Below are 21,354 nucleotides of genomic sequence, written 5' to 3'. Positions count from 1 at the left end.
GCGGGGTGAAGGGCGCTCCGCGCGGTGAGGATGAAGGCATGGGATTCCATGTCGATTCCGAGGCCGGGCGGCTGCGCCGCGTCATCCTGCACCGCCCCGATCTGGAGCTGAAGCGGCTCACCCCCAGCAACAAGGACGCGCTGCTGTTCGACGACGTGCTGTGGGTGCGCCGCGCCAGGGAGGAGCACGACGGCTTCGCCGACGTGCTGCGCGACCGGGGGGTCGAGGTCCACCTCTTCGGTGATCTGCTCCGTGAGGCCCTCGGCATCCCCGTCGCGCGGCGGCTCGTCCTGGACCGGGTCTTCGCGGAGAAGGAGTACGGCCCGCTCGCCACCGAGCATCTGCGTGCCGCCTTCGAAGTGCTGCCCGCCGCGGAGCTGGCCGAGGCCCTGGTCGGCGGGATGACGAAGCGGGAGTTCCTGGAACGGCACCCCGAACCGACCTCCGTCCGCTTCCACGTCATGGACCTGGACGACTTCCTGCTCAGCCCACTGCCCAACCACCTCTTCACCCGCGACACCTCGGCGTGGATCTACGACGGCGTGTCCATCAACGCGATGCGCTGGCCCGCCCGGCAGCGCGAGACCGTGCACTTCGAGGCGATCTACCGTCACCACCCGCTGTTCACCGGCCCCGAGGCAGGGGTCTTCCACCACTGGTCCGAGGGCCAGGACGACTATCCGTCGACCATCGAGGGCGGCGACGTCCTGGTCATCGGCCGGGGCGCCGTACTGATCGGGATGAGCGAGCGCACCACCCCGCAGGCCGTGGAGATGCTGGCCAGAGGTCTCTTCGACGCCGGTTCCGCGCGGACGATCGTCGCGCTCGACATGCCCAAGAGCCGGGCGTTCATGCACCTCGACACGGTCATGACGATGATCGACGGAGACACCTTCACCAAGTACGCCGGGCTCGGAATGCTCCGCTCCTACACCATCGAACCCGGCAGCGGACCCCGTGAGCTCAAGGTCACCGACCATCCGCCCGAGCACATGCACCGGGCCGTCGCCGCCGCACTCGGCCTCGACTCGATCCGGGTGCTCACCGCCACCCAGGACGTGCACGCCGCAGAGCGTGAGCAGTGGGACGACGGCTGCAACGTGCTGGCGGTGGAGCCGGGGGTCGTCATCGCCTACGAGCGCAACGCCACCACGAACACCTACCTGCGCAAGGAGGGCATCGAGGTCATCGAGATCCGGGGCAGCGAGCTGGGCCGGGGCAGGGGAGGCCCGCGCTGCATGAGCTGCCCGGTGGTGCGCGACCCCGTGTGAGCGCTCGCGGTGACCGGGGGTGACCCCGGCCCGGCCCAGGGGCCATGGGGCGGGGCGCACGTCTCTGTATAGCAATACGGGGCGTCGTATAGACTTCCAGAACAGTCTTCACGTACGCCTCAGCCCGCCCCAGGAGCAGTCACCATGGCCATAGACCTCACAGGCCGCCATTTCCTCAAGGAGCTGGACTTCACGGCCGAGGAGTTCCGCGGCCTGATCGCCCTGTCCGCCGAGCTCAAGGCGGCGAAGAAGGCCGGTGAGGAGGTGCAGCGGCTGCGCGGCAGGAACATCGCGCTGATCTTCGAGAAGACCTCGACGCGGACCCGCTGCGCCTTCGAGGTGGCCGCCGCCGACCAGGGCGCCTGTACGACGTATCTCGATCCTTCCGGCTCCCAGATGGGGCACAAGGAGTCCGTGAAGGACACCGCCCGGGTGCTGGGCCGGATGTTCGACGGCATCGAGTACCGGGGTGACAGCCAGCAGGCCGTCGAGGAGCTGGCCGCGCACGCGGGGGTCCCCGTCTTCAACGGGCTCACCGACGACTGGCACCCCACCCAGATGCTCGCCGACGTCCTCACGATGACCGAGCACAGCGAGAAGCCCCTGGAACGGATCGCGTTCGCCTACCTCGGCGACGCCCGCTTCAACATGGGCAACAGCTACCTGATCACCGGGGCCCTGCTCGGCATGGACGTCCGCATCGTCGCTCCCGCCGCGTACTGGCCGGGGCAGGAGGTCGTGGACCGGGCCCGTGCGCTCGCCGAGTCCAGTGGTGCGCGCATCACCCTCACCGAGGACATCACGGAAGGCGTCCTGGGCGCCGATTTCGTCCTCACCGACGTCTGGGTCTCGATGGGTGAGCCCAAGGAGGTCTGGGACGAACGCATCACCTCCCTCGCGCCCTACGCCGTGACCATGGACGTCCTGCGCGCCACGGGCAACGCGGGAGTGAAGTTCATGCACTGCCTCCCGGCCTACCACGACCTCGGCACGAAGGTGGCCCGGGAGATCCACGAGCGCCACGGACTCTCGGAGCTCGAGGTCACCGACGAGGTCTTCGAGTCCGCCCACTCGGTCGTCTTCGACGAGGCCGAGAACCGGATGCACACGATCAAGGCCGTCCTCGTCGCGACCCTGGCGGGTGGCACGAAGACCGTATGAACATGCACCTGATTGGGTGAACATGCGGGCAAGTGGCTACCATGGTGCCACTTGGTGGGGTTCGGGCTCGCACGTCCGGACCCCTTTTCGTGTGCTGGGTCACGAGCCCACGCGCACGTCCGGGCCCCCACAGGCTCATTCCTGCACCACCAGAGAAGAGACCCGTCCCCCCATGAGTTCCACACCCCCCGCCCCGCGACGCCCGGTGATCCCGAGCCGCGGACCCGGGGCACGCATCAAGAGCCCCGAACTGCTGCTCGCGGAGTCCGGAGCCGACCTGGAGGGCCACGGCCTGCGGCGCAGCATGGGGCTGTTCCAGCTCGTGTGCTTCGGGGTCGGCGCAATCGTCGGTACCGGCATCTTCGTCGGCCTCTCCGACAGCGTCGCCGAGGCCGGCCCCGCAGTCGTGATCTCCTTCGTCCTCGCCGCGATCACCTGCATCTTCACCGCCTTCTCGTTCGCCGAGCTCGGCGGTGCCATCCCGGTGTCCGGCAGTTCCTACTCCTTCGCCTACGCCACCCTCGGGGAGCGCGTCGCCTTCCTCGTGGGCTGGTGCCTGCTGCTGGAGTACGGCGTGTCGGTCTCCGCGGTGGCGGTCGGCTGGAGCCAGTACGTCAACGAGCTGCTCGGCAGCCTCACCGGCTGGACCCTGCCCGCCGCGGTCTCCTCGGGGCCCGGCGACGGTGGCGTGATCAATCTGCCGGCGATCGTCGTGGTCATGATGGCCGCCACGCTGCTGGTACGGGGCGTCAGGGAGAGCGCGACCGCCACTGCGGCGATGGCGGTGCTGAAGATCAGCATCCTCGTCGCGTTCTGCGCGATCGCCTTCAGCGCGTTCCAGGACGGCAACCTCTCGCCCTTCGCGTCGCACGGCATGGCCGGCGTCACCGCGGGCGCGTCGGTGGCCTTCTTCTCGTACATCGGCTTCGACGCCATCACCACCGCGGGTGAAGAGGTCAAGAACCCCCGCCGGAACATCCCGATCGCCATCATGATCTGCATCGGCGTGGTCACCCTGCTCTACTGCGCGGTCGCCCTCGGTGCCATCGGTGCGCTGGGCGCGGACGCCGTGTCCGACCAGCCCGCCGCGCTCTCGCTGGTCGTCGACCAGGTCACCGATTCGAGCGTCGGCGGCGGGATCATCGCCTTCGGCGCGGTCGTCGCCATCGCTTCCGTGGTGCTCGCGGTGATGTACGGGCAGACCCGGATCCTGATGTCCATGTCCCGCGACGGCCTGATCCCCCGGGTCTTCGAGAGGGTCTCGCCGAAGACCCGCACCCCGGTCGCCAACACCTGGATCGTGGCGGTCGTCTTCGCGGTCCCGGCCGCCTTCTCGTCCCTCGACGTCGTCGTGAACCTGACGACCATCGGCACGCTCGCCGTCATGGCCGTGGTCAACATCGCGGTGATCGCGCTGCGCCGCCGCAACCCGGAGCTCAGGCGTTCCTTCAGGGTGCCGCTCTATCCGCTGAGCCCGGTCCTGGGTGTCGGCTTCTGCCTGTACCTGATGTACGGAACGGGCTGGACGACCTGGGTGCAGTTCGTCGTGTTCCTGGCGGTGGGCGCCCTCGTGTACGCGGGCTACGGCCGCAGCCGCTCCCGGCTGGTCAGTCCGGCGGAGCCCCGTGACCCGGCGACGCCGGGGCCGACGGCAGGGTGAACCAGACCGCCTTGCCGTGCTCCGTCGAGCGGTGACCGCAGGCCGAGCTGAGGGCGCGGATCAGGAGCAGTCCGCGGCCGTGCTCCTGCCACGGGTCCGGCGTGCTGCCGGGCAGCAGGCCGGACAGGTCCCCGGGGAGACCGGGGTCGTGGTCGTGGACCTCCACCTGGCACCCGGACGCCATCAGCTCGACCACCAGCTCGATGGGGCCCGAGCCGTCGGTGTGCTCCACGGCGTTGGCGACGAGTTCCGCCGTCAGCAGCTCGGCGGTGTCGCTGTCCGCGGGCGCGTCGAGCTCCGCCAGGGCCGTGCGCACCAGGGCGCGGGCGATCGGCACCGCGGCCGTGGAGTGCGGCAGGGCGATGCGCCAGGAGGCGGGCGGGGGCGCGGGGACGTCTGACGGCAAGGCGGGAGTATCCGTTCAGGGAGCGAGGCATCCGGCGGAACCGCCGTTCCGGGGGTGCTGCGTCCGGACCGCGGGATCCGCCACCGGAGGGTACGGCGTTCTGTACCGGGATTTCCTGTCCTCAACCATACGAAGTGCCCCGGCGCAGACATAGGGGCAGCCGACCGTCGCAAAAGGGACCTTCGCCACATCGGCCCCGTCGGCTGTCGCGTCCTCGTGACGCGGGTCACGCAAGGGCGCCCGCTTCGAAGCGGATCAGAAGCAGTCCGACGGCTGGAGGATGCCCCTTCCACCAGCCCGTTCACCGGCTCCGTACCGTGCGGCGGGGCAGGGAGTGCGATGCCCTCCTCGGGCCGGGACGGAGTGCGGCCTCAGGTCCCGTCCATCCCGTACCGCGCGGGCAGCCGCACATCGTCGGCCGACCGCACCGACCGCACCGACCGCACCGACCGCACCGACCGCGCCGACCGCACCGATCGCGCCGACCGCACCGATCGCGCCGACCGCGCCGGCCGCACCGACGGCCCGGGGCCCTGGTTCACGCCGGGCCGAGCGTCAGGCACTCGTGGCAGCGGCACGGCGTGGGATGGGGCGCGGCCCAGTGGGTGGCGCGGTGCTCGGCGGCCAGCACACCGAGCCGCGCGGCGAGTTCCTCCGCGTCCCCGCGGTTCGTCCAGCAGCCGCCCACGTTCGCCTCCTCGCACAACCGCAGCACGGCGGGGCTGTACACCGGTACGGCCCTGAAGGTGTGCAGATTGCGCGTCGACATGTCGATCCTGATGTACGTGCCGGTGTGCCGCCCCCGCCCGATCGTGGTCAGCTGCTCGTGACCTGTCCCGGGGTAGGTCTCGATCACGTACACCTTCGAGCCGCCCCGGTACGACTTGGTCCCGGGCCGGAGCTCCTGGCCGCCCTCGCCGTAACGCCGCCATCGCACCACGTTCGCGGCGATCAGCCATCTTCCCTCCGCCGGTGTCCCTCCGGCCCCCGTGCTCATTCCGGCTCCGCCGTGATCAGCACCCGGTCGGCCACGGGCTCGTAACCGATGCGCCGGTACACACCGTTGCTCGTCGGGTTCGCCAGATCGGTGAAGAGCAGCACCTCGCGGGCGCCCTCCTCCCTCGCCACGTGGCTGACCCGGGCCGTCACCGCTGCCGCGTACCCCCGGCCCCGGTGCTCGGGCGGTGTGTAGACGCTCATCACGCGTACCGTGCCCGCGACCTCGCGCGAGACGCCCGCCAGCGAGACCGGCACTCCGCCCGCCTCCCAGAGAGTCAGGCCGCGGTGTGCCGTCCTGTCGTCCACGATCCGTTCCGCGTGGTCGCCCGACTGGCCGGTCTCCGCACCGAAGGCGCGTATCCAGTCGATCAGGAGCGCCCGGTCGGCGGTGGTGGCGGTCCTGGGTGTCCCCGCCGGTGCGGGGGAGGGCGGCACGAGCGTGCCGAGCCGGTACAGGCGCTGCTCCCCGTCGACGCGGTGCCGTGGCCACCCGGAAGCCAGGGCCGCCGCGGCCCCGCGTTCCGCGTTGATACCGGGCAGCGGCAGCGCGTCGGGCAGCGCTTCCACGGCCTCCGGGGCGGCCGTGCCCAGGATCGGCACGAAGGGCGGCGTGCGCACCAGCGTCCCGGCCACCTCGCCGTCCGCCCCGCGCCACCAGCCGAGCACCGGCACCCCCGAGCCGTAGGCGTGCGGGCCGCTGTCCCGCAGGGTGGCCGTGACGGTCAGTACCAGCGTGTTCTCGGCGGGCCGGGCGGCGAGCGACGCTCCGGCGGCGTCCAGGAAGACGGCGACGTCCTGCGTGAAGGTCCAGGTCATGTCTCATCCTGTCCGCTCACCCCGCCCCGGGTCATCCCGATTTCCCCGGTGCGTCAGCGGCAGGAAGCGCCGCCCCCTTGTCGGTCCCGGAGCGTATCGTTCGAGTGACGGTAGTCAACGTCCGTGATACGTCGTGACAAGAGAGGCGCCGGTATGACGGCTTACTCCCTCGATCCCGCGGCCGTGCCGGCGGCTCCCCGCAGAGCCGCCCCGGTGCGACGAGCTGTACGCGCCCGCCCGTGACGGGCCGGGCCGACCGCGGGAACAGCTCTGCCGCGAGGTCCGTGCTCCCCGGGACCACGAGGGCGCCGCCGAGGTCGGCGCACCGTCATCGCCAAGGAGCTGTAGCGACCCAGGAGATACCCGCATGAACCCCCTCACCCGGATCAACCCCGCCGAACTGGCCCCGCCCACCGGCTTCTCGCACGCCGTCACGGCCACCGGCGGGCGACTGGTCTTCCTGGCGGGACAGAGCGCGCTGGACGGCGACGGGAAGGTCGTCGGAGGAACGCTCCCCGAGCAGTTCGAGGCGGCACTGGCCAATCTGTTCACCGCCCTGCGCGCCGCCGGCGGCGCCCCCTCCGCGCTGGCCCGGGTCACCGTGTACGCCACCGATGTCGCCGCCTACCGCGCCCACGCCACCGAACTGGCCGAGATATGGCGGCGGATGGCGGGGCGTGAGTATCCCGCCATGGCCGTCATCGGGGTGGCCGAGCTCTGGGACGAGCAGGCCGTGGTCGAGATCGACGGCATCGCCGTCCTGGACTGAGCCGGCACGCGGGAGGGGCGGGACGGCCCGGCCGCCCCGCCCCCCTCCGCCGCGCGGATCAGTACGGCTCGACCAGCACGTGGGCGGCACCGGGCATGCCGACCTTCAGCAGTTCGTCCTCCTCGGGCGTCGTCGGGCTGCCCGTCTCCTCCTTGAGGATGGCGCGCGAGAGGTTCTGCACGAACATCGCGCGGGCACGGCGGCGCTCCTCCCAGGCGGCCAGCGCCGAGGGCACGTCGTCGGACGCGTCCAGCGAGCGGACCAGGACCAGCGCGTCCTCCACGGCCATCGCGGCGCCCTGCGCCAGGTTGGGGGTGCTCGCGTGCGCGGCGTCACCGGCGATGACCACCCGGCCGACGTGCCAGGGCGCCTCCACCGTCACCTGCGAGATGCGGGAGTACACGACCCCGTCCGGCGACGTGACCTCCCGCAGGGCCTCGGCGACGGGTCCGCCGAACGCGGCGAGGCGCTCCCTCAGCTGTTCGTGCGCCCGCGCCGGATCCGGCCGGAAGTCCGCCTCCTCGGCCGTCACCGCGGCCAGATACATCAGCTCGTCCGTGATCGGCGTGAGCAGCGCCTTGGTGGACGTCCTGCCGGCGCTCACCACCACACCCTGGACCTCGGGCAGACGGGGCACGGTGACCCGCCAGTTGGCGAAGCCGGTGTACTCCGGGGCGTAGCGGTCCCCGTAGAGCCTGTTCCGCAGGGGCGAGCCGATGCCGTCGAAGCCGACGACCAGGTCCCAGCGGGCACGGGAGCCGTCGGACAGGGTCGCCTCGACCCCGGCGCCGTCGTCGGTCAGCTCGCTGATCGTCGTACCGAAGCGGATCGGGACCCCGGCGGCCGTGGTCGCGTCGCCCAGCACCCTGGCCAGCTCCGGGCGCGGGATGCCGTTGCAGGCGGGGGCGTCGCCCATCCGGGGCTGCGGGATCTTGGCGAGCGTGGTGCCGGCCGGGTCGCAGATGGTCAGCACCTCCCACTCGAAGCCGGCCGCCACGCAGGCGTCGAGCACACCGATCTCGCCCATGACGTGCAGGGCGTTGGACGGCTGGATGATGCCGACGCCGAGCGCGTCCAGCTCGTCACGGAGCTCGACGACCTCGACGGTGTGCCCGCTCCGGGCGAGTGCGACGGCGAGCGTGAGCCCACCGATGCCACCGCCGTGTACCAGTACACGCAAGGGTGTTGCCATATCGGTTCTCTCCAGGCGAAGGAAGGAAAGGGGGTGCGGTCAGCCGACGGCCGCGGGCAGGCTCATCAGATGGTCGACGAGCGCGAGCAGCACATCGCGGCCGAAGGGGCGCTGCCGTACGTCACCGATCAGCAGCGGCACGTGCGGATCCAGATCCAGGGCGGCCCGGATCTCTTCCGTCGAACGGGTGTTGTGCCCGTGGAAGCAGTTGATCGCCACCACGAAGGGGATGTCCCGGCTCTCGAAGAAGTCGATGGAGGCGAAACTCGTCTCCAGACGCCGGGTGTCGGCGATCACGACTCCGCCGAGCGCCCCGTTGACCAGGTCGTTCCACATGAACCAGAAACGCTCCTGGCCGGGTGTGCCGAAGAGGTAGACCACCAGCTCCGGACTGACCGTGATCCGGCCGAAGTCCAGCGCCACCGTGGTGGTGTTCTTCTCACCGACCCCGGCGAGGCTGTCGACACCGATGCTCGCCTGGGTGAGGTACTCCTCGGTGCGCAGGGGAGCGACCTCGCTGACGGCGCCCACGAGCGTGGTCTTTCCGACACCGAAGCCACCGGCTATGAGGATCTTTACGGCGGAAGGCGCCGTCTGACTGTTTGTCATCTCGGTTCAGAGTCTCCGGAGTCCGTCACGTACGGCGGCCAGCAGTCCCATGTCGGCCCCGCCGGACGCCCGCGCCACCGTCAGGGGGGCCCGCGCCAGCAGCAGGCCCTGGCCGACCAGGTCGGCCAGCAGGATCTTGGTCACCGAGACCGGCAGATCGAGGCCGGCGGCGACCTCGGCGACCGCGGCCGGCCTGCGGCACCGGTCCAGGATCATGCGGTGCTCCGGCTGGAGCCGGCCCACGCGCAGGGGCGTACCGTGCTCGTCCACCGCTGCGTCGGCGGTGGTGAGCACGGTGATGAGACTGAAGTCGTCCCGTTCGGGAGCGGTCCGGCCACGGGTGATCGTGTACGGGCGCACCATCGTGCCCGCACCGTCCTCCTCCGCCTCCTCCTCGTCCCAGTAGGGCCTCACACCCGCTGCCCGTCCCCGGTGCCGAAGGCGTCGAAGTCCCCGCGCGCCGGGGCGGTGAGCTTCTGGCCGACCTGCTGGACGAGGTTGTGCATCGCCAGCGACATCACCTCGGCGTCGACCTCCTGCGAGGCGACGACGGCGAGGTGGGTGCCCTGGCCGGCCGCGATGATGAAGAGCCACAGATCGGCCAGTTCGACGATCACCTGGTGCACCGAACCGCCGTCGAACAGCTGGCCGACCCCACGGGCGAGGCTCTGCTGGCCGGTGCATATGGCGGCGAGCCTTTCGGCGTCGGCGCGTTCGATGGTGCGTGAATGGCTCACCACCAGTCCGTCGTCGGACAGGAGCACGGCGTTCAGTGTCTCGGCGACCGAGTCCACGAGACCGTCGAGCAGCCAGTCCAGATCCTGGAGGGTGGCCGTTGTGCGTGTCATGACCGTTCTTCTCTCGTAGGGGAGGGTGCGGCGGCGGGGCCCGGCGGCTCCTGTGCCGCACGTGCCGCGCGCGAGCGCCGCTGGAATGCCCCGATCGCCGCACCGGCCCGCCGGGGGACGGGGCGCAGCAGCGGGTTCTCGTCCCAGCTCGGGGGCTTGGGCGGAGCGGTCCGGGAGGCTGGGTCCACCCGGAGCTCGTCCACCAGGCTGGCCTGGCGTACGCGTCGGGGGAGCGGTGGCTCCCCGCCCGCCGGAAGGGCGTCCGGCTGCCGGCCCGGGACCGCGGGCGCGGCCTCCGGCCCCGTCGCGGCCGTCCCGCCGTAGGCGTGCGCGGCGGGTTCCGTCGCGGCCGGGTAGGGCTGCGGGTAGGACGGCTCGGGCACCGGATACGGCTCGTCGGAGGCGTCCGCGTACGCGTGCCCCGGTACGGGGTACTGGCCCGCGGCCGTCATGTACGGCTGCTCCCGGCCGGTGTACGTGTCGTCCGCGTACGGCTGCCGGGGCCCGGGGTAAGGGTCCTCGGCGTACGGCTGCTCCTGCGCCGGGTAGGCGGAGCCGTCCGTGGGGTAGGGCTGTCCGGCACCGGCCGTGGGATACGGCCGGTCCGCTTCGGCGTAGGGCTGCTCCAGCGCCGGGTAGGTGGTGTCCGCCGCGTAGGGCTGCGCCACCTCCGTGTACGGGGTCTCGCCCGGTGTGTAGGGCTGCTCCGCCTCCGGGGGGAAAGGCCGGCCGGGCACCGGGAACGGGTCGGCGGAACCGCCCTCGTACGGCTGCTCGGCGGCCGGCTGCCCCTGTTCCGCGGGCCGGGTCCTCGCGGCGTGGTCGGACAGGGCCGTCACCCCGGCCATCGCCCTTCCCTGCACCCGGGTCGGCAGCGCGCCCGGAGCGGCGGGGGCCGCAGGGGGCGTGAGGGCCTGTTCCGCGGGTGCCGGCACGGCCGTCGGCACGCCTGTGGGGCGGCTTCCCGGCTCGGGCACGGTCAGGGAGTCGGGGACCAGGACGACCACCCGGGTCCCGCCGAACGCGGAGGGACGGAACTCGACCCGCAGACCGTACTGGTCGGCGAGGCGCGCGATGACGTACAGGCCGAGCCGGATGTCCTCGGAGTGGGCCAGCACGTCCATGCGGGGCGGACGGCTCATCAGTTCGTTGGCCTCGGCGAGCTGTTCCTCGTCCATGCCGAGGCCGCGGTCCTCGACCTCGATGGCCAGACCGCGGCTCACCTTCGCCGCCCGGACCTCGACCGGGCTCGGCGGACGGGAGAAGGTCAGCGCGTTCTCGATCAGCTCGGCCAGCACGTGGGAGACCGGGCCGACGGCCCGCTCGGCGAGCCACGGGGCGCCGTCGAGGTCCAGCACGACACGGCGGTAGTCCTGCACCTCGCCCTGCGCGGACCGCATGACGTCCAGCAGCGGCACGGGCTTGCGCCAGCGCCGGTGCGGTGTGCCCCCGGCGAGGATCACCAGGTTCTCCTCGTACCGGCGCAGGCGCGCCGTGAGGTGGTCCAGGTCGAAGAGCCCGTCGAGCACCTCGGGGTCCTCGTGCTTGCGCTCCAGCTCGTCCAGCTTCTTGAGCTGCTGGCCGATCAGCTGCTGGGTACGGCGCGCGATGCGCTGGAGCAGCCGTTCGAACCCGCGGTGCTGGTCGGCCTGTTTGACGGCGGCCTGGAGGGCGCTGGTGCGGGCCTGGTTGAGCGCGCCGCCGAGCCGGGTGAGTTCGTCCCCGCCCTCGCCCGGGGTGTCGATCGCGCGGGCCTCGGCCTCGACGTCGATCTTCTCGCCCTGGGCCAGCCGCTCGACGACGTCCGGCAGCGCCTTCTCCAGCTCCTCGGCCCGCTCCTGGAGTCCGGAGATGCGCCGGCGCAGGTTACGGGTGAGACGCCAGGTGGTCCAGACTACCGCGACGACGGCGAGGAGACCGATCACCGAGGTGACGATCATCTTGACGAGCAGGGACATGACGGTGTCCTTGCCGGTGACCATGACCGCTTCGGTGCGCTTCTCCAGCAGGTCGACCAGTTGCGGGGTGACCCCGTCCATGGCCGTGCGCCAGGTCTCCTCGTCGGCCTCCAGCGTGACGAAGCCGGACCTGTCGGCCTTCGCCGGGCGCAGGACCTGCTCCTCGACCTCGGTCTTGGCGGCCCAGGCGGAGCTCTCGGTCAGCTTCTGCCATTGCTCCCGCTCCTCCGCGGGGAGGTAGGGAACGACCTTGGTCCCGGCCTGGAAGGCCTGACCCGAGACCGCGTTCCGCACCTCCCGCAGGTCCTCGGTGCTCAGCTTGCCCGTGGGCCAGCCGCGCGCCAGGATCGCGTCCGAGCGGGAGATCATCTCCTTGGCCCAGAACAGGTCCACGAGGGGCTGACCCAGCGTGGTCACCTCGCCGTTGTCCACGTGGCTCAGCGCCGAGAACAGCTTGAGGTCCACGGCGATCAGGTCGGTGTAGTAGCCGTAGACCACGGCCTGCTGGTCCTTGTCGCCCTCGTCGACCAGGCTGCGCTGGGCCGGCAGCTGGTTGATGGCCTCCCGCGCCTTGCCGACCGCGTCCCGCACCTCCTGGGGCGCGTCGTCCGCGGTCACGTCCGAGAGGGACTGGAAGGTCTTGATCGCCTCGTCGGTGAGCGTGCGCTGCTGCTTCAGCGCCGTGGTGGAGTCACCGGGCCGGGCCAGCGCCTGCGCGCTGAGCCGGCGCTCCTCCTGCAGGTTGTAGTACACGATGTTGGACGGTTGGCCCGCTTGTTCGGCCAAGAGTCCCTGGGCTGCCTGGCGTTGGAAGTCCAGGAGTGTCTGGCCACTGGTGACGGCCCACAGGGCGGCCAGTGCAACTCCGGGGACGACGGCCAGTACGAGAAGGGCTGTCCGCAACGACATGGGTGCCGAGTCGGTCCGCCGTGACGCGCGCGTGCGCAGGGGAGGCTCCTTGACGATGATGCCAGTCGGTGACTGGTCAAATACGTTAAGAACTTGGACGCGTTGATATTAGTCACAGTGCAAAAAAGAAAAGGAAGTGGCCTCACATGTGCAACACGGCGCGCACACAGGGTGCATACATATGCCTGCCGAAGTGTCGGGAAGGCCTGTCATGCCCGGGTAGCGGTGTGCACGCTCCGGAGTGAGGCTGAGGGTGCGGGTATACCTTCCGCACCACGGAGGCGCAGCTTCCGCACCTGCGGAGGCGGCACGGCCCCCGCGACGAGGAGGCGGCACGACCCCCGCGACGAGGCGGGGGCGTGGCTCCCGCAACGAGTGGTGGGGCGGCTTCCGTACCGCGGAGGCGGCACGACGGGCACGACGGGAGGCGGCGGAGATGAACGGTCACCGGCCGGACGCCGTCACCGGCCCCCCGGGCGCCGCGGCCAGGTCGCACGAGGGTGACGGCGTGACCGTTCGCGACGGCGCGCACTGCCGGTTGCGCGTCCCCCGAGGGAACCGCGGAATGACGGACGAGGTGCCCGACGAACCGTCACACCTCTCCGTGAACGCCGACCGGGTGTTCCGGCCCCGGGAGGGCGTCGTACCGGAAGAGCCTCACGTCATGCCGTGTGGTCATCGGCGAACAGGGCAGACGCCGTTCTGTGACCACGACGGGACGAGAGCGGACCCTCACCGAGGCGGACCGTAACCAGCGGGGCGGGCGCCGCGCGGCGCGCCGGACGGGTGAACCGCGCCGGGGGATATATCTGTATTCGGTGCTCTTTGTTCCGGATCCCCCGTCGTGATCGTACTCATCCTCAGCCATTTCGCCCTGGCGGCCTGCGCGGTACCGCTGGTGCGGCGCCTCGGCAGGTACGCCTTCGCCGTGCTCGCACTGCCCCCCGCTGCGACCACCGTGTGGGCGGTCACCGAGTGGACCCGGGCCGAGTCCGGCCGTGCCGTCACCTGGTCCTGGGAGTGGATCGGCACGTACGACGTGGCGGTCGCCCTGCGTCTGGACGCCCTCGCCGAGCTGATGGTGCTGCTCGCCGCCGGGGTGGGCATGCTCGTCCTGCTGTACTGCGTCTCCTACTTCGGTGACGACTCGCCCCAACTCGCCTCCTTCGCAGGGAACCTGCTGGCCTTCGCCGGCGCGATGCTCGCGCTCGTGCTCGCCGACGACCTCATCTCCCTCTACGTGTTCTGGGAACTGACCACGGTCTTCTCCTACCTGCTCATCGGATACAGCAGCGAACGCAAGAAGAACCGGCGCTCCGCCCTCCAGGCGCTCACCGTCACCACGCTGGGCGGCCTCGCGATGCTGATCGGCTTCCTGATCCTCGGCGAGGCCGCGGGCACGTACCGGATCTCCGCGATCGTCGCCCACCCGCCCGAGGCCACCCTCGCCGTGTCCGTGGCGGTCGTCCTCGTGCTGTGCGGGGCCCTGTCCAAGTCGGCGATCTGGCCGTTCAGTCTCTGGCTGCCGAACGCCATGGCCGCGCCCACCCCCGTCAGCGCCTATCTGCACGCCGCGGCGATGGTCAAGGCCGGGGTCTACCTGATCGCGCGGCTCGCGCCCGGCTTCGCCGACGTCCCCGTCTGGCGGCCGGTCGTCCTGGTGCTGGGCGGTGCGACCATGCTCCTCGGAGGCTGGCGGGCCCTGCGCCTGCACGACCTGAAGCTCGTGCTCGCCTACGGCACCGTCAGCCAGCTCGGCTTCCTCACCGTGCTCGCCGGCGCGGGGAACCGGAACGCGGCCCTCGCCGCCGTGGCGATGATCCTGGCGCACGCCCTGTTCAAGGCAGCTCTCTTCCTGGTCACCGGCATCGTGGACCACGCGGCCGGAACCCGGGACCTGCGCGTGCTCTCCGGCCTCGGCCGCACCATGCCCTGGACCTGCGCGGTCGCCGTGCTCGCGGGCGCCTCGATGGCCGCCCTGCCGCCACTCCTCGGGTTCGCCGCCAAGGAGGCCGCCCTCGACGCCCTGCTGCACGGTGACACCGCCGATCGCTGGACCCTCGCGGTCGTCGTCGCCGGCTCGGTGCTGACCGTCGCCTACACCCTCCGCTTCGTGTGGGGGGCCTTCGCCCGCAAGCCCGGTGTCGCCGACACCCCCGTCCACCGCGTCGGCGCGCTCCTCGCGGCGCCCGCCGTACTCGCCGTCGCCGGGCTGGTGCTCGGCCCCGGCGTCGGATGGACGGACCCCCTGTTCGCCGCGTACGCCGACGCCTTCCCCGCCCCGGACCACCCCTACCACCTCGCGCTCTGGCACGGATTCGGGACGGCCCTGCTGCTGTCCGCCGTGACCTGGGCCGGCGGCGCCGTGCTCTTCGCCGGACGCTCGCAGGTCACCCGCTTCTCCCGCCGCGTCGCCTGGCCGACCGCGGACAGCGTCTTCGGGCACCTCCTGCTCGGCCTGGAACGCCTCGCCCTCCAGGTCACCGGCTTCGTCCAGCGAGGTTCCCTCTCCGGCTACCTCGCCATCACCCTGCTCGTGATGCTGGTGGGCCAGCTGGCGGTCATGGTCACGGACCGGCCCTGGGAAGGGGCGGTCGCCCCCCGGCTGTGGGACGTCCCGCTCCAGGGCGCGGTGGCGGTGCTGACCTGCGCCGCCGCGCTCTCCTGTCTGACCGTCAGCCGCCGGATGAAGGCCGTCGTCCTGGCCGGACTGACGGGCTACGGAGCGGCGCTGCTCTTCGTCGTGCAGGGCGCGCCCGACCTGGCGCTCACCCAGTTCTGCGTCGAGACCGTGTCGATGATCGTGTTCGTGCTGGTCCTGCGCCGGATGCCGGTCCGCTTCGAGGAGTCGATCGGTACCTGGCGGCGGGCCCTGCGCATCCCGGTGGCCCTGGGCGCCGCGGCGACGATCGGTGTGGCCGTCTGGGTGAGCGGAGCCGCGCGCATCGCCGAACCCGCCGGCGCGGCGATGGTCGAGGAGGTCGCCCACCACGGGCTGAAGGACGTGGTGGCCACCATCCTGGTCGATCTGCGGGCCTGGGACACCATGGGGGAGTCAGCCGTACTCGCGGCGGCGGCGATCGGGGTGACCAGCCTCATCTATCTGCACCGCCGCAGCGAGAACTCCTCCAGGAGGGAGGAACTGCGCGGCGAGACCGCCTGGGCGCTGTCGGCGTCGAAGCTGTCCGGTCTGCCGCAGGGCGACGACACCGCGCCCGAACGCGACTGGCTGGCCGCCGGGTCCACCCTCGCGCCCGAACACCGCTCCGTCGTCTTCGAGGTGGTGGGCCGACTGCTCTTCCACCCCATCCTGGTGCTCTCGCTCTATCTGCTGTTCTGCGCGGAGAACATGCCGGGTGGCGGCTTCGTCGCCGGACTCGTGGCGGGGCTCGGTCTCATCACCCGCTATCTGGCGGGCGGCAGGTTCGAGCTCGCGGAGGCCGCGCCGCTGCAACCCGGACTCTTCACCGGACTCGGCCTGTTCGTGTCCACCGGGGTCGCCCTGGGCGGCCTCGCCGAGGGCACGGTGCTGCACGCCTGGACCTACCACGGGCACCTGCCCGTCTTCGGCGACTACCACCTGAGCACCTCGGTCCTCTTCGACTTCGGCGTCTACCTGCTGGTCCTCGGCGTGGTCCTGGACATCGTGCGGGCGCTGGGCGCCAAGATCGACCGGCAGATCGAACGGGCGGCCGGCGCACTGGTCCCCGCCACGGACACAGGACCCGGCACCGGGACGGGGGAGCCGAACCGATGACCATGAGCGCCTCGCTCCTCGCCACCGCCGTCGTCCTCTGCGCCGTCGGCGGCATCCTCATGCTCACCCGGCCGCTCACCCGCATCCTGCTCGGCGCCGTCATCGCGGGCAACGGCATCAACCTGCTGGTCCTCTCGGCGACCGGTTCGGCGGGAGCGGCGCCCCTGCTCTACGGAGTGCCGCTGCGCCGCGTCACCGACCCGCTGCCCCAGGCCATCGCCCTCACCGCCATCGTCATCACCCTGGCCACCACCGCCTTCCTGCTCGCCATGGCCTACCGCAGCTACCAGCTGACCGGCACGGACGAGGTCCACGACGACCTGGAGGACCGGCGCATCTACCTGCGCGCCGAGGTGCTCGGGGAGCGGGCCGAACTCCGGGAGGAGTACCGGGCGGGGTCCGGCCGTACGCGTTCGGACCGGGCCCGCTACCGCCAGGAGCACCGCCGGCTGGTCGCCCGGCTGCGCGCCGACCGCGCCCTGCAGGCCCGGGGCCGGGACGCCAGTGGCGACCTGTGGCACGACGTGCTCGGAGCCGACCCGGAGGACTACGTGAACGACCAGGACCACGACCGAGGAGCCGCCGGATGAACGCGCTCGTTCCCCTGCCGGTCCTGCTGCCGCTCTGCGCCACCGGGCTGAGCCTCGCCTTCGGGACCCGCCTCGCGCGCTTCCAGCGCTTCATCAGCGTCGCGGTCCTCACCGCCGTACTCGCCCTCTCGGTGACCCTGATGATCGCCGCCGACCGGCAGGGGCCCCTCTCCGTCCACCTCGGTGACTTCGCCCCTCCGCTCGGCATCACGCTGGTCGCCGACCGGCTGTCGGGGCTGATGCTGACCGTCTCGTCGGCGGTCACCCTGTCCGTCCTCGTCTACTCGCTCGGCCAGGGCATGGCGGACCGGGACAAGGAGACGCCGGTCGCCGTCTTCCACCCCGCCTACCTCATCCTGGTCGCCGGGGTCTCCCTCACCTTCATCGCCGGCGACCTGGTCAACCTCTACGTGGGCTTCGAGATCATGCTCGTCGCCAGCTTCGTCCTGCTCACGCTCGGCGGGACCGGGCCGCGCATCCGGGCCGGCTCCACGTACGTGATCATCTCGCTGTTCTCCTCGATGCTGTTCCTGACGGCGATCGCCATGACGTACGCGGCCACCGGCACGGCCAACTTCGCCGAGCTGGCGCTCCGGCTGCCCGATCTGCCTCTGGGCGTGCAGACCCTGGTGCAGGCCATGCTGCTCACCGTCTTCGCCATCAAGGCCGCCGTCTTCCCCGTCGCCGCCTGGCTCCCCGACTCCTACCCGACCGCTCCCGCGCCCGTCACCGCCGTCTTCGCGGGTCTGCTGACGAAGGTCGGCATCTACTGCATGCTGCGCACCGAGACCCTGCTCTTCCCCGGCAACCGGCTGGGTGATCTGCTGATGGCCGTCGCCCTCGCCTCGATGATCGTGGGCATCCTCGGGGCGGTCGCCCAGACCGACCTGAAGCGGCTGTTCTCCTTCACGCTCATCAGCCACATCGGCTACATGGTCTTCGGGATCGGGCTCGCCACCCGGGAGGCGTACGGCGGCGCCATCTTCTACGTGGCCCACCACATCACCGTCCAGACCACCCTCTTCCTCGTCGCCGGGCTGATCGAACGCCGGGGCGGCACCAACGAGCTCACCCGGCTGGGCGGACTCGCCAGGGCCGCCCCGCTTCTCGCCGTCCTCTTCTTCCTCCCCGCGATGAACTTCGCGGGCATCCCCCCGCTCTCCGGCTTCATCGGGAAGCTCGGGCTCATGCGGGCCGGCGTCGCCGACGGCAGCGTGTGGGCCTGGATCCTCGTCACGGGAGCGACGGTGACGAGCCTGCTCACGCTGTACGTGATGGCCAAGATCTGGAACCTCGCCTTCTGGCGCACCGAGCCGCCCGGACAGGCCGCCTACGGCACCGTCCTCGAGACCTCCGACGACAGCGACGACGAGGACGCCGACACCGGACCCGACCGCATCCCCGGCACCGGCGACGAAGGAGTGGGGCCGCCCCCGGCCGGGCAGCCCGTCGCCGCCACCCTTCAGGGGCGGGCCGTCACCACCACCATCCATCCGCCGCGGGCCATGACCGGCGCCACCGCGGGCGCGGTCCTGCTCGGCCTCGCCTTCACCGTGCTGGCCGGTCCGCTGACCGCCTTCACCGACCGTTCGGCAGCCGAGCTCATCGCGCGCCGCCCCTATGTGGAGGAGGTGCTCGGCCCGTGAAGCGCCTGATCACCCTGTCGTACCGCAATCCCGATCTGCCCCCGTACAGCGTCGAGTTCGCCGGCCGCAGGCGACGCGTGCTCGACCTTCCGCTGATCGCCTGGCTCACCCTGATCTGGGTCCTGCTGTGGTCCACCCTGACCTGGGCCAACGTCGTCACAGGCGTGGTCGTCGCGATCTCCGTCTGCCTCGCCTTCCCGCTGCCGCAGGTGGATCTGGGGCTGCGGCTGCACCCCTGGGGCATCCTCCGGCTCGCCGGCTATCTGCTCTACGACATGTACACCTCGGGGGTGAAGGTCACCCGGCAGATCTTCGCCGACCGGCCGCACCGGCCCGCCGTCATAGGTGTACCGCTGCGCTGCCGGAGCGACCTGATGCTCGCCGCCACCGCCGTCACCGTGTCCAACGTGCCCGGCGGCTCCGTGGTCGAGGTCCGCAGAGCCACGGCCACGCTCTTCCTGCACGTCCTGGACGCGGACGAGCCGGCGGAGCTGGAGGAGGCCCGGCAATCGGTCTGGAAGCTGGAGGAGCTGACCGTGCGGGCGTTCGGCACGCCGGACGAGATCGCGCGGGTGGGCGAGCCGCCGCCGCCGGTCCCCGGCTCCGACCACGCGGGGGAGGACGCATGAGCGGCCCCGAGACCGTCGACCGGGTGCTGATCACCGCCGCCGTCGTCTTCGTCGTCGTGGCGGGCGCACTGCTCTTCGTCCGGATCAGCCGCGGCCCCTCGATGCTCGACCGGGCCATCGGCCTCGACGTCTTCGCCGCCGTGATCATCGCGGGCCTGGGCGCCAAGTCCGCCTTCGCCCGGGACTCGTTCTACTTCCCGATCATGCTGGTGCTCGCCTTCCTGGGGTTCACCGGGTCGGTGGGCATCGCCCGCTTCATCGCCGTACGGGACAAACCGCTGTCGCACCGCAGGCCCGCGGACAGGGAGGGGAAGAAGTGAGCGTCTGGGTGCAGGTCACGGACACGGCAGGGGCGGTTCTCGTGTTCTTCGGCGCGGCGATCTGCCTGCTCGGGGCGGTCGGCATGCTGAAGCTGCCGGACGTCCTCTCGCGCAGCCACGCGGCGACCAAGCCGCAGACCCTCGGGCTGCTGCTCGTGCTGGCCGGGGTCGCGCTGCGGCTGCGCAGCGGCATGGACCTGGCGACGCTGGCACTCATCGGATTCTTCCAGCTGATGACGAGCCCGGTCGCCGCACACCTGGTGGCGAGGTCGGCGTACCGGACGGGCCAGATCGAGCGGGGCGAGCTGCTCTTCGACGACCTGGACGCACAGCTCACCCGGCCCGACGCGGAACGGGAACGGGAACGGGAACGGGACGGGGATACGGACACGGAGGACGGGCGGAGCTGAGGGAGCGAGGGCAGGGGCGGGGGTGCCGGGGGTGTCACGGGCGCCCGCGTTCGCGTATCCCCCCGCACGTCACATCGTTTCTGCGATGATGCGACGGGGAACCACCGGGCGCTGGGGGGCGTATGTCGGGTACGGGTACGGTGCTGCGCGAACTGCGCGGCGCACAGAAGTCGTCCAAGGGTGTCTCGCTCTACTCGCGGTACGTGAACCGGCCGGCCGGCCGCCTGCTCGCCGCGGGGGCGTACCGCGCAGGGCTGACACCCAATCAAGTCACGCTGATCAGTGCCGCGTTCACCTTCTCCTCGATCGCCGCCGTGGCGCTCGTGGAGCCGTCCTGGTGGCTCGGAGTACTCGTCTACGCCGGCCTGGCCGTCGGCTTCGCCTTCGACTCGGCCGACGGGCAGCTCGCCCGGCTGACCGGGCGCGGAGGGCCGGACGGCGAATGGCTCGATCATGTCGTGGACTGCGCGAAGATGATCCTCGTCCACGGCGCCGTGCTGATCTCGTTCTTCCGCTTCGCCGAACTGCCGGACGAGGGCTGGCTCCTGCTGCCTCTCGGCTTCCTGTTCGCGGCCGTGCTCACCTTCTGCGCCGGACTGCTCAGGGAGCAGCTCGGCAAGGCGGCGGCCCCTGCCGCACCCGCGCCCTCGAGTTCCGCTGCTCCGGTGTCCCGGGTGCGGGCCGTGGCACTGCTGCCGGCGGACTACGGGGTGTTCTGCCTGGTCTTCCTGCTGCTCGGCGCACCCGGGGCGTTCCGCGCCGGGTACGCCGTCCTCGCGGCCGTGCACGCCGTGTTCCTCGCGGCGTTCCTGGTCAAGTGGTTCAGGGAGCTGAAAGCGCTCCGGGCCGGCTGACGAGCACGTCCAGAGCCCGGCGCAGCTGGGTGCTGGACGTGTGCACGGTGTAGGGGAAGTAGACGACCTCCACACCGACCTCGGCGAAGTCCCGCTCCAGCCGTTCGCCCTTCTCCGTGCCCCGCCAGTCGTCCCCCTTGAAGATCACGTCGAAGCGGACCTGCTGCCAGGTCTCCACCTTGTCCGGAACTGTCTCGACGAAGGCGGCGTCCACATGACGCACACTGCGCACGATCTCCAGCCGCTCGGCCAGCGGGATCACCGGCTTGTGTCCCTTGGCCAGCGCCGCCATCTCGTCGGAGACCACCCCGGCCACCAGGTAGTCGCACTGGCTGCGGGCATGACGCAGGATGTTCAGGTGCCCGACGTGGAACAAGTCGTACACCCCCGGCGCGTATCCGACTCTGTGCTGCACCATCCGTTCTCTCCCCCCACGGTGGAACTGGTGCAACGACCTTACTGTGAAGAACACTTGTGCATCCCGTGAACGGATAAGCTCACAGAAGAGGCTGTTCCGGGGGGAAGGCGATCATCCGTTGTCCGCTGATGA

The 21,354-nt window shown here is 71.2% G+C and carries 20 protein-coding genes; 11 read left to right on the top strand and 9 right to left on the bottom strand.

What is annotated here, in order from left to right; translation table 11 throughout:
* Positions 1-38: 38 nt before the first annotated feature.
* The 3 genes from ACFYQ6_RS15170 (at position 39) to ACFYQ6_RS15160 (ending at position 4,092) form a co-directional block, all read left to right on the top strand.
* Complete coding sequence (locus ACFYQ6_RS15170) at positions 39-1,271, top strand: arginine deiminase (RefSeq protein WP_361576119.1); 1,233 nt, start codon at positions 39-41, stop codon at positions 1,269-1,271.
* Between the two features lie 144 nt (positions 1,272-1,415).
* The gene (gene argF, locus ACFYQ6_RS15165) at positions 1,416-2,432 is read left to right on the top strand and encodes an ornithine carbamoyltransferase (protein WP_361576121.1); all 1,017 of its coding nucleotides are present in this window, start codon (positions 1,416-1,418) and stop codon (positions 2,430-2,432) included.
* Between the two features lie 172 nt (positions 2,433-2,604).
* Entirely contained in the window at positions 2,605-4,092 is a 1,488-nt protein-coding gene (locus tag ACFYQ6_RS15160; protein WP_388763235.1) for an amino acid permease, read from the top strand.
* Here ACFYQ6_RS15160 and ACFYQ6_RS15155 read toward each other — a convergent pair.
* The 3 genes from ACFYQ6_RS15155 to ACFYQ6_RS15145 all read right to left on the bottom strand — a co-directional run bounded on the left by ACFYQ6_RS15155 (position 4,040) and on the right by ACFYQ6_RS15145 (position 6,313).
* Positions 4,040-4,498, bottom strand: a complete 459-nt coding sequence (locus ACFYQ6_RS15155; RefSeq protein WP_361576126.1) for an ATP-binding protein — start codon at positions 4,496-4,498, stop codon at positions 4,040-4,042. The two genes, ACFYQ6_RS15160 and ACFYQ6_RS15155, sit on opposite strands and share 53 nt — an antisense overlap.
* Positions 4,499-5,036: 538 nt before the next feature.
* Complete coding sequence (locus tag ACFYQ6_RS15150) at positions 5,037-5,495, bottom strand: hypothetical protein (protein ID WP_361576129.1); 459 nt, start codon at positions 5,493-5,495, stop codon at positions 5,037-5,039.
* Positions 5,492-6,313 (bottom strand): GNAT family N-acetyltransferase, encoded by an 822-nt coding sequence (locus tag ACFYQ6_RS15145; RefSeq protein WP_388763232.1) that lies wholly within the window; start codon positions 6,311-6,313, stop codon positions 5,492-5,494. The genes ACFYQ6_RS15150 and ACFYQ6_RS15145 overlap by 4 nt, the downstream gene beginning before the upstream one ends.
* Before the next feature lie 367 nt (positions 6,314-6,680).
* Here ACFYQ6_RS15145 and ACFYQ6_RS15140 point away from each other — a divergent pair, with 367 nt between their 5' ends.
* Complete coding sequence (locus ACFYQ6_RS15140; protein ID WP_388763230.1) at positions 6,681-7,082, top strand: RidA family protein; 402 nt, start codon at positions 6,681-6,683, stop codon at positions 7,080-7,082.
* A gap of 58 nt (positions 7,083-7,140) precedes the next feature.
* Here the strand turns inward: ACFYQ6_RS15140 and ACFYQ6_RS15135 are convergent, their stop codons facing one another.
* The 5 genes from ACFYQ6_RS15135 to ACFYQ6_RS15115 are packed head-to-tail and all read right to left on the bottom strand — an operon-like array spanning position 7,141 to position 12,598.
* Positions 7,141-8,274 (bottom strand): FAD-dependent monooxygenase, encoded by a 1,134-nt coding sequence (locus ACFYQ6_RS15135; protein WP_361576138.1) that lies wholly within the window; start codon positions 8,272-8,274, stop codon positions 7,141-7,143.
* A gap of 39 nt (positions 8,275-8,313) precedes the next feature.
* Positions 8,314-8,883 (bottom strand): ATP/GTP-binding protein, encoded by a 570-nt coding sequence (locus ACFYQ6_RS15130; protein ID WP_361576141.1) that lies wholly within the window; start codon positions 8,881-8,883, stop codon positions 8,314-8,316.
* Between the two features lie 6 nt (positions 8,884-8,889).
* A complete protein-coding gene (locus ACFYQ6_RS15125) occupies positions 8,890-9,246 on the bottom strand; it encodes a DUF742 domain-containing protein (protein ID WP_361576475.1) in 357 nt (118 codons plus the stop codon).
* Positions 9,247-9,293: 47 nt separating this feature from the next.
* Positions 9,294-9,731, bottom strand: coding sequence for a roadblock/LC7 domain-containing protein (locus tag ACFYQ6_RS15120; RefSeq protein ID WP_145808438.1), 438 nt, complete (start codon positions 9,729-9,731; stop codon positions 9,294-9,296).
* Positions 9,728-12,598, bottom strand: coding sequence for a nitrate- and nitrite sensing domain-containing protein (locus ACFYQ6_RS15115; RefSeq protein WP_388763228.1), 2,871 nt, complete (start codon positions 12,596-12,598; stop codon positions 9,728-9,730). Before ACFYQ6_RS15115 ends, ACFYQ6_RS15120 begins: the two co-directional genes overlap by 4 nt.
* An 844-nt stretch (positions 12,599-13,442) precedes the next feature.
* Between ACFYQ6_RS15115 and ACFYQ6_RS15110 the strand changes: the two genes are divergently transcribed.
* The 7 genes from ACFYQ6_RS15110 (at position 13,443) to ACFYQ6_RS15080 (ending at position 20,804) form a co-directional block, all read left to right on the top strand.
* The gene (locus tag ACFYQ6_RS15110) at positions 13,443-16,355 is read left to right on the top strand and encodes a Na+/H+ antiporter subunit A (protein WP_388763226.1); all 2,913 of its coding nucleotides are present in this window, start codon (positions 13,443-13,445) and stop codon (positions 16,353-16,355) included.
* On the top strand, positions 16,352-16,945 hold the full coding sequence (locus ACFYQ6_RS15105) for a Na(+)/H(+) antiporter subunit C (RefSeq protein ID WP_361576151.1): 594 nt from the start codon (positions 16,352-16,354) through the stop codon (positions 16,943-16,945). The genes ACFYQ6_RS15110 and ACFYQ6_RS15105 overlap by 4 nt, the downstream gene beginning before the upstream one ends.
* The gene (locus tag ACFYQ6_RS15100; RefSeq protein ID WP_361576154.1) at positions 16,942-18,591 is read left to right on the top strand and encodes a Na+/H+ antiporter subunit D; all 1,650 of its coding nucleotides are present in this window, start codon (positions 16,942-16,944) and stop codon (positions 18,589-18,591) included. Before ACFYQ6_RS15105 ends, ACFYQ6_RS15100 begins: the two co-directional genes overlap by 4 nt.
* Complete coding sequence (locus tag ACFYQ6_RS15095) at positions 18,588-19,220, top strand: Na+/H+ antiporter subunit E (protein WP_361576157.1); 633 nt, start codon at positions 18,588-18,590, stop codon at positions 19,218-19,220. The genes ACFYQ6_RS15100 and ACFYQ6_RS15095 overlap by 4 nt, the downstream gene beginning before the upstream one ends.
* A complete protein-coding gene (locus ACFYQ6_RS15090; RefSeq protein WP_361576160.1) occupies positions 19,217-19,540 on the top strand; it encodes a monovalent cation/H+ antiporter complex subunit F in 324 nt (107 codons plus the stop codon). The genes ACFYQ6_RS15095 and ACFYQ6_RS15090 overlap by 4 nt, the downstream gene beginning before the upstream one ends.
* Entirely contained in the window at positions 19,537-19,950 is a 414-nt protein-coding gene (mnhG, locus tag ACFYQ6_RS15085) for a monovalent cation/H(+) antiporter subunit G (RefSeq protein WP_361576163.1), read from the top strand. The genes ACFYQ6_RS15090 and mnhG overlap by 4 nt, the downstream gene beginning before the upstream one ends.
* Positions 19,951-20,072: 122 nt before the next feature.
* A complete protein-coding gene (locus ACFYQ6_RS15080; protein WP_388763223.1) occupies positions 20,073-20,804 on the top strand; it encodes a CDP-alcohol phosphatidyltransferase family protein in 732 nt (243 codons plus the stop codon).
* On the opposite strand, the gene ACFYQ6_RS15075 is transcribed toward ACFYQ6_RS15080, so the two are convergent.
* A complete protein-coding gene (locus ACFYQ6_RS15075) occupies positions 20,773-21,222 on the bottom strand; it encodes an adenylyltransferase/cytidyltransferase family protein (protein ID WP_361576169.1) in 450 nt (149 codons plus the stop codon). The genes ACFYQ6_RS15080 and ACFYQ6_RS15075 overlap by 32 nt on opposite strands.
* Positions 21,223-21,354: the final 132 nt, after the last annotated feature.

It is taken from the genome of Streptomyces sp. NPDC005494, from assembly GCF_042872025.1.
In the GTDB taxonomy this organism is placed as follows: domain Bacteria; phylum Actinomycetota; class Actinomycetes; order Streptomycetales; family Streptomycetaceae; genus Streptomyces.
Note: the sequence above shows the minus strand (reverse complement) of the source record. Positions and strands in the feature narration are given on the sequence as shown.

What these genes read in the sequence shown, in the direction of transcription:
- ACFYQ6_RS15170 (WP_361576119.1), top strand. Translation starts at nt 39, where the DNA reads ATGGGATTCCATGTCGATTCCGAGGCCGGGCGGCTGCGCCGCGTCATC.
- argF (WP_361576121.1), top strand. Translation starts at nt 1,416, where the DNA reads ATGGCCATAGACCTCACAGGCCGCCATTTCCTCAAGGAGCTGGACTTC.
- ACFYQ6_RS15160 (WP_388763235.1), top strand. Translation starts at nt 2,605, where the DNA reads ATGAGTTCCACACCCCCCGCCCCGCGACGCCCGGTGATCCCGAGCCGC.
- ACFYQ6_RS15150 (WP_361576129.1), bottom strand. Translation starts at nt 5,495, where the DNA reads ATGAGCACGGGGGCCGGAGGGACACCGGCGGAGGGAAGATGGCTGATC.
- ACFYQ6_RS15145 (WP_388763232.1), bottom strand. Translation starts at nt 6,313, where the DNA reads ATGACCTGGACCTTCACGCAGGACGTCGCCGTCTTCCTGGACGCCGCC.
- ACFYQ6_RS15140 (WP_388763230.1), top strand. Translation starts at nt 6,681, where the DNA reads ATGAACCCCCTCACCCGGATCAACCCCGCCGAACTGGCCCCGCCCACC.
- ACFYQ6_RS15135 (WP_361576138.1), bottom strand. Translation starts at nt 8,274, where the DNA reads ATGGCAACACCCTTGCGTGTACTGGTACACGGCGGTGGCATCGGTGGG.
- ACFYQ6_RS15130 (WP_361576141.1), bottom strand. Translation starts at nt 8,883, where the DNA reads ATGACAAACAGTCAGACGGCGCCTTCCGCCGTAAAGATCCTCATAGCC.
- ACFYQ6_RS15125 (WP_361576475.1), bottom strand. Translation starts at nt 9,246, where the DNA reads ATGGTGCGCCCGTACACGATCACCCGTGGCCGGACCGCTCCCGAACGG.
- ACFYQ6_RS15120 (WP_145808438.1), bottom strand. Translation starts at nt 9,731, where the DNA reads ATGACACGCACAACGGCCACCCTCCAGGATCTGGACTGGCTGCTCGAC.
- ACFYQ6_RS15115 (WP_388763228.1), bottom strand. Translation starts at nt 12,598, where the DNA reads ATGTCGTTGCGGACAGCCCTTCTCGTACTGGCCGTCGTCCCCGGAGTT.
- ACFYQ6_RS15105 (WP_361576151.1), top strand. Translation starts at nt 16,352, where the DNA reads ATGACCATGAGCGCCTCGCTCCTCGCCACCGCCGTCGTCCTCTGCGCC.
- ACFYQ6_RS15100 (WP_361576154.1), top strand. Translation starts at nt 16,942, where the DNA reads ATGAACGCGCTCGTTCCCCTGCCGGTCCTGCTGCCGCTCTGCGCCACC.
- ACFYQ6_RS15090 (WP_361576160.1), top strand. Translation starts at nt 19,217, where the DNA reads ATGAGCGGCCCCGAGACCGTCGACCGGGTGCTGATCACCGCCGCCGTC.
- ACFYQ6_RS15080 (WP_388763223.1), top strand. Translation starts at nt 20,073, where the DNA reads ATGTCGGGTACGGGTACGGTGCTGCGCGAACTGCGCGGCGCACAGAAG.
- ACFYQ6_RS15075 (WP_361576169.1), bottom strand. Translation starts at nt 21,222, where the DNA reads ATGGTGCAGCACAGAGTCGGATACGCGCCGGGGGTGTACGACTTGTTC.